General features: G+C 45.4%; 16 protein-coding genes. 9 read left to right on the top strand and 7 right to left on the bottom strand.

The features are described from left to right. The first annotated feature begins 152 nt into the window (after positions 1–152). The 7 genes from F0228_RS20920 (at position 153) to recR (ending at position 6085) form a co-directional block, all read left to right on the top strand. On the top strand, positions 153–1256 hold the full coding sequence (locus tag F0228_RS20920; RefSeq protein ID WP_137407834.1) for a response regulator: 1104 nt from the start codon (positions 153–155) through the stop codon (positions 1254–1256). Between the two features lie 149 nt (positions 1257–1405). Continuing rightward, a complete protein-coding gene (locus F0228_RS20925; protein ID WP_004740644.1) occupies positions 1406–1543 on the top strand; it encodes a hypothetical protein in 138 nt (45 codons plus the stop codon). Positions 1544–1617: 74 nt separating this feature from the next. Next, entirely contained in the window at positions 1618–1989 is a 372-nt protein-coding gene (locus tag F0228_RS20930; protein ID WP_032498517.1) for a YbaN family protein, read from the top strand. 161 nt (positions 1990–2150) lie between these two features. After that, a complete protein-coding gene (gene apt / locus F0228_RS20935; RefSeq protein WP_171731522.1) occupies positions 2151–2696 on the top strand; it encodes an adenine phosphoribosyltransferase in 546 nt (181 codons plus the stop codon). Positions 2697–2714: 18 nt separating this feature from the next. Continuing rightward, positions 2715–4931: a DNA polymerase III subunit gamma/tau gene (gene dnaX, locus F0228_RS20940; protein ID WP_171731523.1), complete on the top strand. Its 2217-nt coding sequence runs from the start codon at positions 2715–2717 to the stop codon at positions 4929–4931. A 152-nt stretch (positions 4932–5083) separates the two neighbouring features. Further along, positions 5084–5413: a YbaB/EbfC family nucleoid-associated protein gene (locus F0228_RS20945; protein ID WP_004740648.1), complete on the top strand. Its 330-nt coding sequence runs from the start codon at positions 5084–5086 to the stop codon at positions 5411–5413. 72 nt (positions 5414–5485) lie between these two features. Further along, entirely contained in the window at positions 5486–6085 is a 600-nt protein-coding gene (gene recR, locus F0228_RS20950) for a recombination mediator RecR (protein WP_004740649.1), read from the top strand. 80 nt (positions 6086–6165) lie between these two features. Here recR and aqpZ read toward each other — a convergent pair whose 3' ends face one another. Continuing rightward, positions 6166–6855, bottom strand: a complete 690-nt coding sequence (gene aqpZ, locus F0228_RS20955; protein ID WP_102425116.1) for an aquaporin Z — start codon at positions 6853–6855, stop codon at positions 6166–6168. 93 nt (positions 6856–6948) lie between these two features. After that, positions 6949–7197 carry a YkgJ family cysteine cluster protein gene (locus F0228_RS20960; protein ID WP_105057441.1) on the bottom strand — a complete coding sequence of 83 codons (249 nt, stop codon included), beginning with the start codon at positions 7195–7197 and terminating at the stop codon, positions 6949–6951. A 159-nt stretch (positions 7198–7356) separates the two neighbouring features. Between F0228_RS20960 and F0228_RS20965 the strand changes: the two genes are divergently transcribed. After that, complete coding sequence (locus tag F0228_RS20965) at positions 7357–7794, top strand: YcgN family cysteine cluster protein (RefSeq protein ID WP_061033738.1); 438 nt, start codon at positions 7357–7359, stop codon at positions 7792–7794. Between the two features lie 135 nt (positions 7795–7929). On the opposite strand, the gene F0228_RS20970 is transcribed toward F0228_RS20965, so the two are convergent. The 5 genes from F0228_RS20970 to rlmA all read right to left on the bottom strand — a co-directional run bounded on the left by F0228_RS20970 (position 7930) and on the right by rlmA (position 14105). Next, a complete protein-coding gene (locus F0228_RS20970) occupies positions 7930–9507 on the bottom strand; it encodes an alkaline phosphatase (RefSeq protein ID WP_061033739.1) in 1578 nt (525 codons plus the stop codon). A 195-nt stretch (positions 9508–9702) separates the two neighbouring features. Next, on the bottom strand, positions 9703–11589 hold the full coding sequence (locus F0228_RS20975; protein ID WP_105057439.1) for a BCCT family transporter: 1887 nt from the start codon (positions 11587–11589) through the stop codon (positions 9703–9705). Between the two features lie 133 nt (positions 11590–11722). Beyond that, the gene (locus F0228_RS20980) at positions 11723–12076 is read right to left on the bottom strand and encodes a hypothetical protein (protein ID WP_105057438.1); all 354 of its coding nucleotides are present in this window, start codon (positions 12074–12076) and stop codon (positions 11723–11725) included. A gap of 184 nt (positions 12077–12260) precedes the next feature. Further along, on the bottom strand, positions 12261–13214 hold the full coding sequence (locus F0228_RS20985) for a ChaN family lipoprotein (RefSeq protein WP_171731524.1): 954 nt from the start codon (positions 13212–13214) through the stop codon (positions 12261–12263). A 75-nt stretch (positions 13215–13289) separates the two neighbouring features. After that, positions 13290–14105 carry a 23S rRNA (guanine(745)-N(1))-methyltransferase gene (gene rlmA, locus F0228_RS20990; protein ID WP_171731525.1) on the bottom strand — a complete coding sequence of 272 codons (816 nt, stop codon included), beginning with the start codon at positions 14103–14105 and terminating at the stop codon, positions 13290–13292. Between the two features lie 205 nt (positions 14106–14310). Between rlmA and F0228_RS20995 the strand changes: the two genes are divergently transcribed. After that, on the top strand, positions 14311–15279 hold the full coding sequence (locus tag F0228_RS20995) for a nucleoside hydrolase (protein ID WP_171731526.1): 969 nt from the start codon (positions 14311–14313) through the stop codon (positions 15277–15279). The last annotated feature ends 77 nt before the right edge of the window (positions 15280–15356 follow it).

A 15356-nucleotide genomic window follows, 5' to 3' on the forward strand; every position in this document is an offset into this window, starting at 1 on the left:
TGTTGCACTATTTACAAGTATTCCAAGCCTTGTCACGAATTACCAGTAAAGAGTGAACATTTGTGTATTTAGCATTTTATTACTAAGTTTTATATTAGTTCTTAGAACAGATAACAATAATAATTCGACTTAGTTTTGTGAGGTTAGAAATTATGTACAAAACTCACAGTCAGCCAGTAATGACCTCGGCACAGGAAGTGATGAACCAGAAATGCGTAATGTTGGTTGATGATGATCCTATTTTTCGCCGTATAACCGGCGCTTACCTTGAAAAGGTTGGTTATAAAGTGGTTGAGGCTGAAAACGGACTGGACGCTTTGCAGAAGCTCAGAGATGCAGCGCCAGATTTAATTGTGTGTGACTTATCAATGCCGATCCTGGACGGTATCGAGCTTGTAGAAGAGCTCAGTTTAGAGTACCCATCACTGCCTATGATTGTGGTGTCTGCGACAGATGACATGTCTGATGTAGCGAAAGCACTACGATTTGGTATTAAAGACTTTTTAGCTAAGCCATTAGAGGACCACGGTCATCTAAGCAGTGCGATTGCCAACACATTAACAGATTCGTTCGACAACCTTTCAGATCAACGAGATTTCTCAAGCCAGTGGTTTTGTGTGGATGATGGAGGAGAGATCCCGGAAGACCAAGAGTTACATTGGCACCTGAATTACTTGCAGGACAACCCAAGCGCAGCAAGAGATTTGTTGCACGCGTTGTTACCAGACAAAGACACAAGACAAGGCTCATGGCGTTGCAGCTACCGTTTGTTGCAATCAACGGAAATGATGCCGCTTGTATTTGATTATGCATGGACGATGAATGGGCAGTTTGCTTTCTACCTTGTCGATTCAGCGTCTTCTGAAAATGGTGGCTCTGCGACTACCTTGTTAGTGAGAGCTTTGTTCCACGATTACTTAAGAAACAGAAAAGATTTTAGTGCTGACCTCAAAGATATCGCTGAAATTTTGGAGAAAGGGATTCGCTGCTCGGCGTGTTCAACACCTGTCAACGCGCTGTTTGGAGTTGCTAACCTCGCTGAGGGCACCATCTCAATTTTGCCTGCGGGTTTGGATGGGCGTTGGTCGAATGGTGAAATGAATCAACATATTGCAGCAGGTGAACGCTTAGGCGATAACTGTAAAAAGAACTTTATCACCAGAGACTTGCCAATAGAGCAGGGCTGTCAGTTGTCGTTGAGCCTGCTTGGAGCGGCAAGTTTCAGCTTGGATATCCATCAAGGGACAACCGATTAACCCTATATTCCCTCGGTTTTTGTGAATAATTGATTAAGGTATAGTTGCGCAAATGGTGTGGCTATGCCTTTTTTGTTAAATGTCTATTTAGCAAAGCGGGTTTGGTTCGCCACTGGACTTACCTTTACTAACAAAAACAAGAAGCAATCATGGCAGATAATCAAGACTTTAAAGACCCGTTTAATGTATTCTACTTTTTAGGCTTTCTAGCCGCATTTTTAATGATTCCATTACTACCAGCAACACTAACGTTGATCCGTGTATTTAATGGCTACGCAACATTTTAGTTAAGCTGTCGTCGCCAAATGGTGATAGCTAACTCAAGGAGGCCACAATTAGCGTTCGAGTTTTAAGCCTGAATATTGCTGGTGGCCTTTGTATCTTTCTCGCAGTTCTAGGGATTGTATTACCCGTTCTGCCAACCACTCCCTTCCTTCTTCTTGCTAGTGCATGTTTCATGCGAAGCAATCCAAAAGTTCACAAATGGATGCATGAGCATAAAACGCTCGGTCCTCTGTTAGAAAACTGGTACCAACACGGCGCTGTCACCAAGCAAGTTAAAACGCGTGGCGTATTCTTTATCTTGTTGAGTTTTGCGTTATCTATCTACTTTGCTCCACTCATTTGGGTCAAGGCTTTCCTAATTTGTGTACTTGTTATTCTTCTCACATGGTTTATGCGACTTCCAACCCATGAGTTGGTTGCTGACAGCAAAGAAAATCACTACCATTAAGCCAGTGTGCCTGCTTGTATAGCGGGCGTTTATTATTTCAGCAATTAGAGTTATGACTCTCGTTGCAATGAATACCAATCGTACCTTTCCTTAATTTCAAGCGTTGATGTTTGATTCGTTAACCAGAGTTTGGAAAGCGGCCTAATGAAGTGCATAAGATTATGAACACAGAAAAAATCTCTCTGATCAAAGCAAGCATCAAAAGCATTCCTGATTACCCTAAAGCGGGTATTTTGTTCCGTGACGTAACAAGCTTGATGGAAGACCCAGCAGCTTACAAAGCGACTATCGAGTTGTTAGCGGAAACATACAAGGACATGGGCTTTACTAAGATCGTTGGTACTGAAGCTCGTGGTTTCCTATTCGGTGCGCCTTTAGCATTAGAGCTAGGTGTTGGCTTCATTCCTGTGCGTAAGCCGGGCAAACTGCCTCGTGAAACTGTGGGACAATCTTATGAGCTTGAGTACGGCACAGATACACTAGAAATTCATACTGATGCTATCGTTGAAGGCGATAAAGTGCTGATGGTTGATGACCTACTAGCAACTGGCGGTACGATTGAAGCGACAACAAAGTTGATTCGTCAGCTTGGTGGTGTGGTAGAGCACGCTGCATTTGTAATTAATCTTCCAGAAATCGGTGGTGACAAGCGCTTAGAAGGCTTAGGTCTAGAAGTGTTTAGCATCTGCGAATTCGACGGCCACTAATCCTTTTCGGAATTATTCATGAGCTATCTTGCGTTAGCGCGAAAATGGCGACCAACCAAATTCAAAGAAGTGGTTGGTCAAGCCCATGTTTTAACAGCATTAGAGAATGCCCTTAGCCAAAATAGGTTGCACCATGCGTACCTATTTAGCGGAACTCGCGGTGTCGGTAAAACGACCATCGGCCGCTTGTTTGCTAAGGGACTTAACTGTGAAACCGGCATTACTTCAACCCCTTGTGGTGAATGTGCAACTTGTAAAGAGATCGATGAAGGTCGCTTTGTTGATCTACTAGAGATCGATGCGGCATCACGTACTAAGGTAGAAGATACCCGCGAGCTTCTGGACAATGTTCAGTACAAGCCAGCGCGTGGTCGCTTTAAGGTTTACCTTATCGATGAAGTACACATGCTTTCTAGGCACAGTTTCAACGCGCTTCTAAAGACGTTAGAAGAGCCGCCTGAGTATGTGAAATTCTTGCTCGCAACGACCGATCCACAAAAACTGCCAGTGACTATCTTGTCGCGTTGTTTGCAGTTCCATCTTAAGCCGATCAGCGTTGATAATATTCACGAGCAGCTTGACCATATTCTTGAACAAGAGAAGGTAACGTCTGAGTCTCGTGCCCTTGGAATGATTGCTCATGCCGCCGACGGTAGTATGCGTGATGCCTTGAGCCTGACGGACCAAGCTATCGCATTAGGCAACGGCAATGTCGTGACTGATACGGTTGCGCACATGCTTGGCACATTAGATACCGATCAAGCGATCCATCTACTTGAGGCTATTAGCAGTAAGCAGCCACAAGAAGCGATGGCTTGTATCCAAAACTTGGCTGAGAATGGCGTAGAGTGGGATGGTTTGCTGAATCAACTTGCTGCGCAACTTCATCGTCTCGCCATGTATCAAGCGTTGCCGTCTACCTTAGACAAAGCGCAGCCTGACGCAGAGAAGCTTGAACTGCTGAGTAAAGCGTTAAGCCCTCAAGATATTCAGCTTTATTACCAGATAGTGCTAAAAGGTCGTGAAGACTTACCGTTATCGCCAACCGCACGTGTTGGTATTGAGATGGTGGTTTTACGCATGTTGGCATTTAGGCCTGCAGAGCAAAGCGTAGCAACGGCTATCTCTACTCAGTCGACAAGCCCTGTTGCTGCGCCGGTTCAGAGTCAAGCTCAGCCGGTTAGTCAACCAGCGCCAACGGCCGCTCCGAGACAGCCGCAGATGCAGCAGCAACCTGCACAACAAGCTCCGCAGCAAAGTCCGGCTCAGTATCCGAATTCACAAGGCTACCCTGAGCATTCTGGTCATCAAGGTTATCCAGAGCAGGATTACCCGCAAAGCCAGTATGATGCGCCGCCAGCTTATGACGAACGTCCTAGCTACGGTTCAGAGCAGTCGATGAGTCCTATGGCTCAACAAGCACAGCCTCAGCAGCAAGTGAGCTATCAGAATCAAGCTCCGGCTCAGCCACAAAACGTTGCACCGTCTGCTCCAGAAGGGCAGCCTGCTCGTCCGGCATCACCTGTCAGTGGTTTGCGCCACCAATTGCGCTCTCAGCGTAGAGGTAGTGCAGCACAGGATGGCAAAGGTTCAGCGCCAAAAAAGGCTAAAGCGACACCTGCTAAAACTTCAGTTCTTGACCGAGTTGCTCAGCAACACGGTGGTTCTGAGCGGGTGTCGCCAGCTTCTTTACCGACCTCTCCGACAGAAAATGTTACCAATGATAATGAACCTTATCGCTGGAAACCGTCTAAACCTGTTGTAAAAGAGGCGAGCAAAGAGCTTACACCTACTCAGATCAAGCGAGCGTTAGAGCACGTCAAAACGCCAGAAATGGTTGAAAAACTGCTGAATGAGTCGATTGCTCAAGATGAGTGGTCTGCCACGATTCAAAAGCTAGAGACAGCTAAGCTTGTTGAACAGTTAGCGTTGAACTCTGTATTTACTAAAAACGATACATCGATAACGTTAACCTTGAGATCGAGCCAGGCTCACTTGAATACGGACCGAGCGCAGAGTGAACTGTTACAGTCTCTGAATACGGTACTCGGGGAAGAGTGTCATCTAAGTGTTGAAATCGGTGATGGTGGTGAAACACCACTAGAATTACGAGAAAGGCTGTACCAAGGTAAGTTGAAAGACGCGTTTACCAGTTTGGAAAACGATGCCAACGTACAGTTTATCGAAAGACGCTTCGCTGCAGAGCTCGACAGAGATAGTGTTCGTCCTATCTAACGTTAATTTTGATTTAGTGATGGGCGTATCATCTTAGATACGCCGATCGAAGAACTGAACACCGAGGGGTTGAATCACACTGCTTTAACCCCCATTTAAGCGCTTATAGCTTAATAAATTTTAATAAACCAATTAGACCAGAGAGTATTAACATGTTTGGTAAAGGCGGTATGGGCAACATGATGAAGCAAGCCCAGCAAATGCAAGAGCGCATGCAAAAGCTTCAAGAAGAAATCGCAAATATGGAAGTAACAGGTGAATCTGGTGCTGGCCTTGTAAAAGTAACAATCACTGGTAGCCACAGCGTTCGCCGTGTTGATATCGATGAAAGCCTAATGGAAGACGATAAAGAGATGCTTGAAGATCTTATCGCTGCTGCTTTCAACGATGCGGCTCGTCGTGTTGAAGAAACTCAAAAAGAAAAAATGGCTAGCATCACTGGCGGAATGCAACTTCCACCAGGCATGAAGATGCCTTTCTAAGCGACTTATTTCTAAGGGTTTGTTCTTGTCTTACTTGAGCGGACCGTTATTTGAAAATTAGAACGGTTAAATATGCGTACCAGTCATATGCTGGAGCATTTGATGGAGGCCTTACGTTGTCTACCTGGGGTTGGCCCCAAGTCGGCGCAGCGTATGGCCTTTCATTTGTTACAGCGCGATAGAAAAGGCGGCCTTCAGTTGGCTGATGCTCTTAGCCAAGCAATGACTGAAATCGGTCACTGCAATGAGTGCCGTACTTTTACTGAAGAAGATACCTGCCACATTTGTACCAATCCTAAACGTCAGGAAAATGGTCAAATCTGTGTAGTAGAAAGCCCAGCTGATATTGCAGCTATCGAAGCAACTGGCCAATACTCTGGTCGTTACTTTGTGCTTATGGGGCACCTTTCACCACTCGATGGTATTGGTCCAAGTGACATCGGCCTCGATGTTTTGGACTACCGCCTACGCCGTGGTGATATCTCTGAAGTTATCCTAGCGACTAACCCTACTGTTGAAGGGGAAGCGACAGCACATTACATTGCCGAGCTTTGTAATGCCCATGAAGTGAACGCGAGCCGAATCGCTCATGGTGTTCCCGTTGGTGGTGAGCTAGAGCTGGTGGATGGCACCACGCTTTCGCACTCCTTACTCGGTCGTCATAAGATCTAAAAAAGCCGCTTGGTGAATCATCACTAAGCGGCTTTTTCTTTTATCACTTAAAGCTTCTTTTATCCAAGTCTTCTCTGTGCTTAATCCGATCCTCGAACGGCTTTGTATATCACCGCACCGATCACCGCACCAATAATTGGAGCAACCCAGAATAGCCATAGTTGAGAAACGGCCCAGTCACCAACAAATACCGCTACACCCGTACTTCGAGCTGGGTTCACAGAGGTATTGGTTACAGGAATACTGATAAGGTGAATTAGGGTTAAACAGAGACCAATCGCGATGGGTGCAAATCCCGCGGGTGCTTTAGAGTCGGTCGCGCCCATGATCACGAATAGGAACACCATGGTCATCACAACCTCACAAACCAGTGCTGCGGTTAGTGAGTAACCACCGGGAGAGTGCTCTCCAAAGCCATTAGACGCAAAACCTGATGAAACAGCATCAAAGCCAGCTTGGCCGGAGGCAATCACAAATAATACGCCGCCGGCAATAATACCGCCGAGTACTTGAGCAATGATGTAAGGGACAACATCTTTGGCATCAAAACGGCCACCAGTCCAAAGGCCAATAGTGACAGCTGGGTTGAGGTGGCAACCGGATATATGCCCAATAGCGAAAGCCATGGTGAGTACGGTTAAACCAAAGGCAAGAGAGACCCCAAGCAGGCCAATACCTACATCGGGAAAAGCAGCGGCTAAGACGGCACTACCACAACCACCTAACACCAACCAAAACGTACCAAACATTTCTGCGATATACCTATTCATAACGATCCTTATTAATCTGTACCAGTATCAACAAGATAGTTTAGATTTATCAAAGTTGTGAAATCTTGGGCATATATAAAAAGAAAAATTTTGCTAGGTTATTGCTTCGAGCTCAATAAGGTTATCGAGTGCTTCTTGATCGGTTTTACCACAAACGACAGGGCAAGCCTTGAACTGATGACACACTTTAGGACGTGAGTCTTGACCAAACAGCTTACAGAGATTCTGTTCGTTTAATTGAATGCAGCGCACACCCGCAGGTTTACCATTCGGCATTCCAGGAATAGCAGATGTAATACTCGGAGCGATACAGCATGCTCCACAACCTAGGCGACATTCCATCAAATTAAACTCACTAAATAACAGGGTGCGCGATATTAGCAAAAAACAATCGCAGTGACAGCTATTGATTGGATCAAAGAATGAACAATTATTATCCTTGAACTTTTTATGGGCTAGCGGTATAACACGCACCCCAGTAAAAGAGTAAGAAGTAATCCTATGACGAATCCATTTTGGCAAGAAAAAACACTAGAGCAGATGTCCGAGCAAGAGTGGGAATCTCTGTGCGATGGTTGTGGTAAGTGTTGCCTACATAAGCTTATGGATGAAGATAGCGATGAAGTTTACTACACCAATGTCGCGTGTAGCTGGCTTAATGACAAAACGTGTTCTTGTAAGGACTACCCAAACCGTTTCACTTCAGGTGAAGAGTGTTTGAAGCTAACTCGTGACAAGATCGACGAGTTTCATTGGCTGCCAGATACGTGTGCTTATCGTCTTCTATCCGAATCTAAGCCGCTTCCAGAGTGGCACCCATTAATTACAGGCTCTAAGTCTGAGATGCATGCTGCGGGTGAAAGCGTCCGCAACAAAGTCGTGTACGAAATTGATGTTGTGGATTGGGAAGACCACATCTTGAACCACCCAAATCGTTAATGATTAAAAAAACAGTCGCTCACAGCGGCTGTTTTGCTATTTGGCGTTACCTAAATTTGAAGCTTACTTCGCTTAAATTCTTACAACAAAAAACGCCCCGCAGGGCGTTAAGTGAAGCTAGCAAAAAAGATCAGGCTAATTTACTTGCTGTTTGATGTACTCACCAAGCTCTGAGTGATGCATGATTTTTGATACTGGTAATATCTTTTCTGCTGGTCCCCAAGCAAACACATTTACAGGTGTATGGGTGTGTGTGCCTGTACCCCAAACAATGTTTTGACCTGTTGCTTGTTCTCGAGCAAGTAGATTGCCACGGTCGTTATATGGGAAAAATGCATCGAAATCGTTGATGGCAGGAACATTCTCTTCAGAAAGGTATTTGTGTTGCGCCAATCGATATGGGTTTGGCTTACTTGCGAGTACCTTTTTCGCTTGTTCTGCAGTGATTGGAAATTCACTATTTTTGTTCACGATCTCAGCGAATTTCTCAGGCGTTTGTGCAGCTTTGTCGAGTTTTTGATACTCACTGATCATGCTGTAGTAGCTTTGTTTCTGATTGTATAAACCATCAAGAATATCGAATGCACCGAAGTTAAAGTTTGGCGCATAATCACGATCGGTAAAGGCTTCACCTGGGCGCTTTTGTGGCTTTGGTAGCTCACTTGATGAATAACTAAAGCCGAAAGAGCCGGTTTCATGGTCTGCAGTCACGATTACGATGGTGTCTTCACGATCTTTTGCCCATTCGTATACCGTTTGAATTGCCTCATCAAACTTAAGTAGCTCGTGCAGCATAGTACCTGCATCATTACTGTGCCCAGCCCAATCTATCTGACCGCCTTCAACCATTAGGAAAAAGCCATCTTCATCTTTTGATAAGACGTTAAGCGCTTTTTGCGTCATCTCTTTTAAGCTCGGTTGTGTGCGTTCGCCACTCAGCTTTTTATTGCTATATGCGATGCCATCGTCCATGCCAGAGTACGCGAATAGACCAAGTAATTTGTCGCCGTTAGCGTTGTCGAGCATATTGCGGTTAAACGCTAACTGATAGCCATCCTTCTGGGCTTCAGCAAGAAGATTTCGGTCATCTTTACGTTTTGACTTGAGGTAAACGTCACCTTGGGTCAGTTGCTTAAGTTGTTTGTATGTTTCGCCTTTGTCATTTGTTGACTTCGGGATCCAGTGACGCAGCCCGCCAGAAAGCATCACGTCGACGCCTGTTTCCAGCATATCGCTAGCAATATGGTTTTCTAGAGAGCGGTGTGGCTGATGCGCGGCGAATGCTGCAGGTGTAGCATGAGTTAAGCGCGTATCGGAAACCAGCCCGGTTGCTTTACCCGCTTTTTTTGCTTTCTCCAGCACGGTTTCTACGTGATTGCCTTGGGAATCAATACCAATAACTTCTGAACCTGTGTAGATACCTGTAGCAAGCATGGTTGCGGAACAGGCAGAGTCGACCACAATCGCATCTTCTGGGTGGGTAAGAGATGAACCAATCACGCCTTCTTGAGCAAGCTGATAAAGGGCGGTCTTTTGACCTTTATAGATTGAGTTAGGTGCTTGGTTTGCATAAGTCTCCAATAAGCCAACTTGTTGAGGTCCCATACCATCGCCAATCATTAGAATGACATTTTTGATTTCTGCTGAAAGTACATTGAATGAGAGTGTTGACGTTGCCACTGCGGCGATAACAGGTTTTATAAGGTGCTTCATTGTTTGTCCTTTTTTATATAAGCGGGGTGATTAAAACACCCAAATGTGTCAACTCTGTTTCATATTTATTTCATAAATATAAAATTGAGTAATAGCTCAAACTATTTGGAACAGAAATAAAAAAAGGCTCACATCACTGTGAGCCTTTGGCTTATTTAGGAGGGCCCAAACTCGTGGGCAGCGTCATGGCTAAAGTCAAGCAAGCGGTAGTTCTGCAACCACTTGGTTGAACGCGATTCGAGCATTCTGAGCCTGCTCAGATAACTCGACCTTTTTCGCTTGTGCGGCACTAAGATTACTCTCGGCCTGCTCAAGTGCTTGCTGCAGGTTCTCTGGTAACTCGTGAGTTTCCATTTGTGAACCTTGTTCTAGCACATAAGCGCGAATTTCTTTTTTCACTGCTGCTAGTTCTGTATAAGCAACACGCTCAAGCTCTGCAGCTTCTTGTGCAGCGTCTCTCTCTTTCTCAAACTGAGCCAGTGCCATACCTTCAGCTGACCATGGATCCATGTCTGGCAGCTCTTCGATATTGATGGTTGGTTCGATGTATGCATCTTGGTGACGTAAATCGAGGCTAGTTGCGCGCACTGCTGAAATCATCAACATCACAGAGATAGCCAGTAGCGGTAGGCCACCAACAATCGCTGCAGTTTGTAACGTACTCAAGCCACCTAGGAACATCAGAATCGTTGGTAAGAACGACAGTGTGAATGCCCAGAACATACGGTTCCAACGCATTGGTTCTTCTGTCACGTTGTTCTGAACAACAGAAGCAAGGATGTATGAGATAGAGTCAAAGGTAGTCGCAGTGAAAATGATACACAGTAGTGTAAATACCGCGATAACGATTGTGCTCATCGGTAACTGTGCCAGCATCGAGAAGATAGCCTTAGTTGCGCCTTCATTGTTTAGTACAGCTACAACATCTAGCTCGCCAGACAGTTGTAGAGACAGGCCGTAGTTGCCCAAGATCATGAAGAATAGGAAACAACCTAGCGAACCAAAGAAGATAGAACCTGACACCATTTGTTTGATGGTTCGACCGCGAGAGATACGCGCTACAAATAGACCCATACTTGGTGCAAATACTAGCCACCATGCCCAATAGAAAATCGTCCAGTCTTGTGGGAAGTGCGTATTTTCGAATGTGCCGTAGCCACCAAATGGTTCAGCCCATGTCGCCATCACGAAGAAATTAGACAGCAGACGACCAATCGAGTCTAAGCCGGTTTCCAGCATGAAGATCGTTGGACCAGCAATCAGTACGAAAGCCAATAGACCCATTGCACCCCAGAAGTTGATGTTACTTAGGATCTTAATGCCTTTTTCCAAACCCGCGTAAGACGAGTAAGCAAAAATAGCAGTACAGACCAAAAGAACCGTCACTTGTGTTAGGTTGTTTTTCGGCAAGCCAAACAGGTGATTCAAGCCTTCGGTGATTAGAGGAGCTGCCAAACCTAAGGTTGTTGCTGCGCCGCCTAATAGGCCGAAAATGAATAGGATATCAACGATCTTTCCTGGTACGCCTTTACTACGGTGTTCACCAAGAACAGGCATTAATGCACTTGAGATCTTTAGAACAGGTTGTTTACGTACGTAGAAGAAGTAAGCGATAGGAATTGCCGGAATTAGGTAGATAGACCATGCGATTGGTCCCCAGTGGAACAGACCGTAGGTCGCTGCCCAGCGTACTGCTTCTTCACTGCCAGGTTCTAGTTGGAAAGGAGGTGATTGGTAGTAGTAAGCCCACTCAATACAGCCCCAGTACAAGATACTTGCACCGATACCACCACAAAATAGCATGGCAGCCCATGAAGCAGTTTTAAACTCAGGCTCTTCATCAGCTTCGCCGAGTTTAATTTGTCCCATATCACTGAACACCACGTACACCATAAATGCACAGGCTGCGAGACCTAGCGCTAGATATAGAAAACCAAGTTGATCAGTCATGAATGTTTTCGCAACCGCAATCCAGTCTGCGCCTTGAGCAGGGAACAGAATGAGCGGGAAAACTATCGTGAGGAGGAGTGCAATCGCACCAAAGAAGGTTGGCTTATCAATAAGCTCAAAAGTGTTTTTCACGAGTATTATTCCATTAAAATGAGAGCGGAATTATGGAATGAACTCGTTTTTCTGACCTAATCGGGTCTATTGTCGTGACGACAAATCGTTTTTATTTTGAATAAAATACGTTCAAAGGACTCAGCGGGTAAGGCTATATTAGAGCAAGAAGAATACCGCCTACGGTTGCCGCTGCGGACAGGTATTGCCCCGCTGAATAAGAACCGTCATCCTCTTCTTCGATCTTATCTGGGTGATCCATACCTAGAGCGCCGTGAGCGAAAGACTCGACTTTATCGGTGACTGTCGCGTTTTCTGCTTCAACTTTCTTCGCTTCTTTATCGATTTCTTTAAGGGCAGATAAGAGTGCTTTGCCCTCTTCAGAAAGCTTAACCGTATTTTGCTCAACCTTAAGCGGCGCAGGCTTTTCAGCTTCGCTATCTTGACTCTTAGTGTTCATCTGCGAAGGTGAATATAGCTGAGTATTACTCGTTCCTACTGGCGTCATATAGTTCTCCTTACCTATCCTTAAACATAGTATCGGCAGAGGTGTGAAAAACTTGTGCAATTAATCATCGATAGTGATGTTTTTTTATTCGCACATTACACTTTCTTCTGCTTAATCAAAACTGCTTGGTATTTAAGCAATTCCTATGCCGATACCCATGTTCAATTTAGGAAGCTAAGCGAGCTTAGTCACATTGTAGGTCTGAGCTGCGTTTAGACAGGTGTTTGTATGCCTTCATACGGTTCTCTTTCTGAACAAAACGTACGGGTGGAGACAGCACTTGCAGTTGGTAATCACGCGAATCTGAAGACAAGGCGTCAACAGGTGTGATGATGGCAACTTTCAGGTCAGGATTGCGACGCGAGATAGAAGCGGCTGTGCCTAAACCACCTTCAGTATGGAACTTACCAGCGACATGAATCACCTGTTTGTCTGGGTTCGTTGCTAGGTAATCGACAATTGATTCCGCCATGGTTTCATCCCAAGTTACTTGAGCGGCAAACTGCTTTTCAGTTTGTTCAGGCGTACCGTGGTGCATCGATGCCATGAACTTGTCTTTGTATGGGCTATCGCCAGTATTCACTTCAGTCGCTACCCAACCTCTCTGTTCTGAAGAAAGCTGCTCTAGGTACGGTAACCCTTTACGGCCAATACATTGAACGAAAGGCTTTGGTGCGTTTGCTGCGATAACATCCAAATTATTGGCTTTTGCGAACTCTACTAGTGCGCGGTAATCGCTTTCGTAATTTGGCCAAGCGGCAGCCTTGGAGATAAGCACCTGTTCACCAATCTCACCGTTTAGGTATTGGTTAAGCGTGTCTTGGTGCTCTCGGGTAAACTGCTCCATTGATAGGGCAATGTTTGAATCTGCGTTTTGACGCGCTTTTAAGAAGTCAGTCTGAAAGCGGTGAATGGCAGAGTGAGTGTGCCATTCGCCAATAAGAATGACGTCAGCGTCTAGCAGCTCTTGAGGTAAAGCGTTAAGAGAGAGTGCTTCGCCTTGTGGTGAGGCAAACTGGTAATCGTAGTAGGTGGAAACGGTTTCCGGTTGAACCACTTTTTGAGAAGTGTTTTCTGAAGGTTGATTAGCACAAGCTGTGAGAAGAGTGGCTAATCCGATAAGAATAATACGTTGCATGAAAGGCCTCCTTGAAGAACACGCATACTAAAGGAGGCAAGGTGAGATTTCAATGCAAACGATAATCAATATCAATTAAATCTGTTTGCGATACACTCTTAGCATAAAGTCAGCTTCACAGTTGAATTGCTCTGCGTTGGTGAGTTGTTGTTTAAACTCTTCAGTCGCTTTCCAAGCAAACGGCGTCATCTGTAGCAGGTCGAATGCATCTGACCCCGATAGTTCCATCATATAGTTTAGATGCTCTTGGTGCTCAAGAGTAAAACCTTCGATCAATTCAGGATCTTCATCGTGTAAACGCACACCATCATAAATGGCGTCACGCAACTGATATAGATGTCTGCTTGCTGGTGTTACTGTAATCATGACACCATTGTCTTTAATTGTGCGTTGGAGCTCTTCTGTCTTACATGGTGCATAAATGCGTAGAATGCCGTCTAAGCTGTTTTCAGCGAAGGGTAGTCGATGGCTAGAGGCAACAGAGAAGTCGACTGCTGGGTAGCGTTTAGCCGCGTATTTGATAGCAACCTTAGAAATGTCTAGGCCAAAAATCGCGCCGTTCTTATCTTGAAGATTCAACGCGATTTCATTGGTGTAATATCCCTCGCCACAGCCAATATCCAATAGGCTAGGATCTGTGTCTGGCAGGTAGCTGGAGCATAATCCGACTACCGCTTGGCGCATTGGATCGTAATGGTTGCCTTCAAGGAAGCGACGACGTGCCTGCATCATCTCTTTGTTGTCACCTGGATCTTTTGAACGTTTATGGTGTGCTGGCATCAAGTTGACGTAGCCTTCTTTTGCTAAATCGAACTGATGGTTCTTTTCACACTTAAACGTACGATCGTGTTGAGATAAAGGTTGGTGACACAAAGGGCATTGGTAGTGCATGACGATCTCAGAGCATAGAGTAGGGCGGCAAATTCTATCAAAAAGGTCTCTGTCAGGCTAAACAAAAAAGTCGTTGATAGTGGCTCTGGAGATGTGGAGTGTTGGGGCTGATAACATTAAAAATCATTGCTTCGATTTTGGTCACGTTTGTCTGCCGTTTTTCTGGGTATTGTTCACTCTTTCCTAGCGTGAATAAGAAACTGATATGACAAAGAAAATTATCCTCGATACAGACCCAGGCATCGATGACGCAATGGCAATTCTATTTGCTGAAGCTCACCCAGAGATTGAGCTGATGGGAATTACGACGGTTTATGGCAATGCGACGATAGATAACGGTACTCAGAATGCGCTTTATCTGAAGCAAAAGTTTGGTATGAATGCGCTGGTGGCAAAGGGTACTGATAAGCCATTAGTCAGAGACCCAGTTGGTGCTACCGTGGTCGTGCATGGTGAAGCTGGCTTTGGTGATGTAAAAGCACCGAGTTCACTAGAGGTTAAAGCGATTGAGAAGCCCGCTTATCAGTTCATTATTGATAGTGTTCGTGCTGAGCCGGGAGAGATTACACTCGTGGCGGTTGGTCCTCTCACTAACCTTGCTCTGGCATTGGAAGCCGCTCCTGACATTGTCGATTTGGTTAAGGAAGTGGTCATTATGGGTGGAGCCTTTGGCGAAAATGACCACAGGGGCAATGTGACACCATTTGCTGAAGCGAACATACACGATGATCCTCATGCTGCAGACAAGGTCTTCACGGCATTATGGCCAGTGACGGTTATCGGACTTGATGTAACAGAGGAGAGCTTCTTTACTGCTCAATACTTGGATGATTTGAGAGATGACGCTGGAGAGGTCGGGCAGTTCATCTGGGATGTTAGCCGTTACTATTTGAAGTTCTACTCAGAAAAAGTGGGAATGGAAGGCTGTCACGTTCACGATCCATCAGCCATTGCTTATGTTATCCAACCTTCTTTATTTGAGTGCCGAAATGGTGCGATTAGAGTGGTCACTGACGGACCTGCAGAGGGCATGACCATCCAGAAAAGCGACCAGCGTAGTTACATGAATGATGAGTGGAGCTCATTCCCGGCGCAGAAGGTCGGCGTTAAAGTAGACGATGAAGCGTTGTTGTCACTCTACAGAGAGACGTTAGTTCGATATTCTCAGAGTTAAGCTTGAGCGTTAGCCGATTGAGAGTGATAAAAAGGCCGGAGTGAACCGGCCTTTAATATATCTTGCGTAGTGAACTG

The organism is Vibrio sp. 99K-1, assembly GCF_013114585.1.
Taxonomy (GTDB): Bacteria; Pseudomonadota; Gammaproteobacteria; order Enterobacterales; family Vibrionaceae; genus Vibrio; species Vibrio chagasii_B.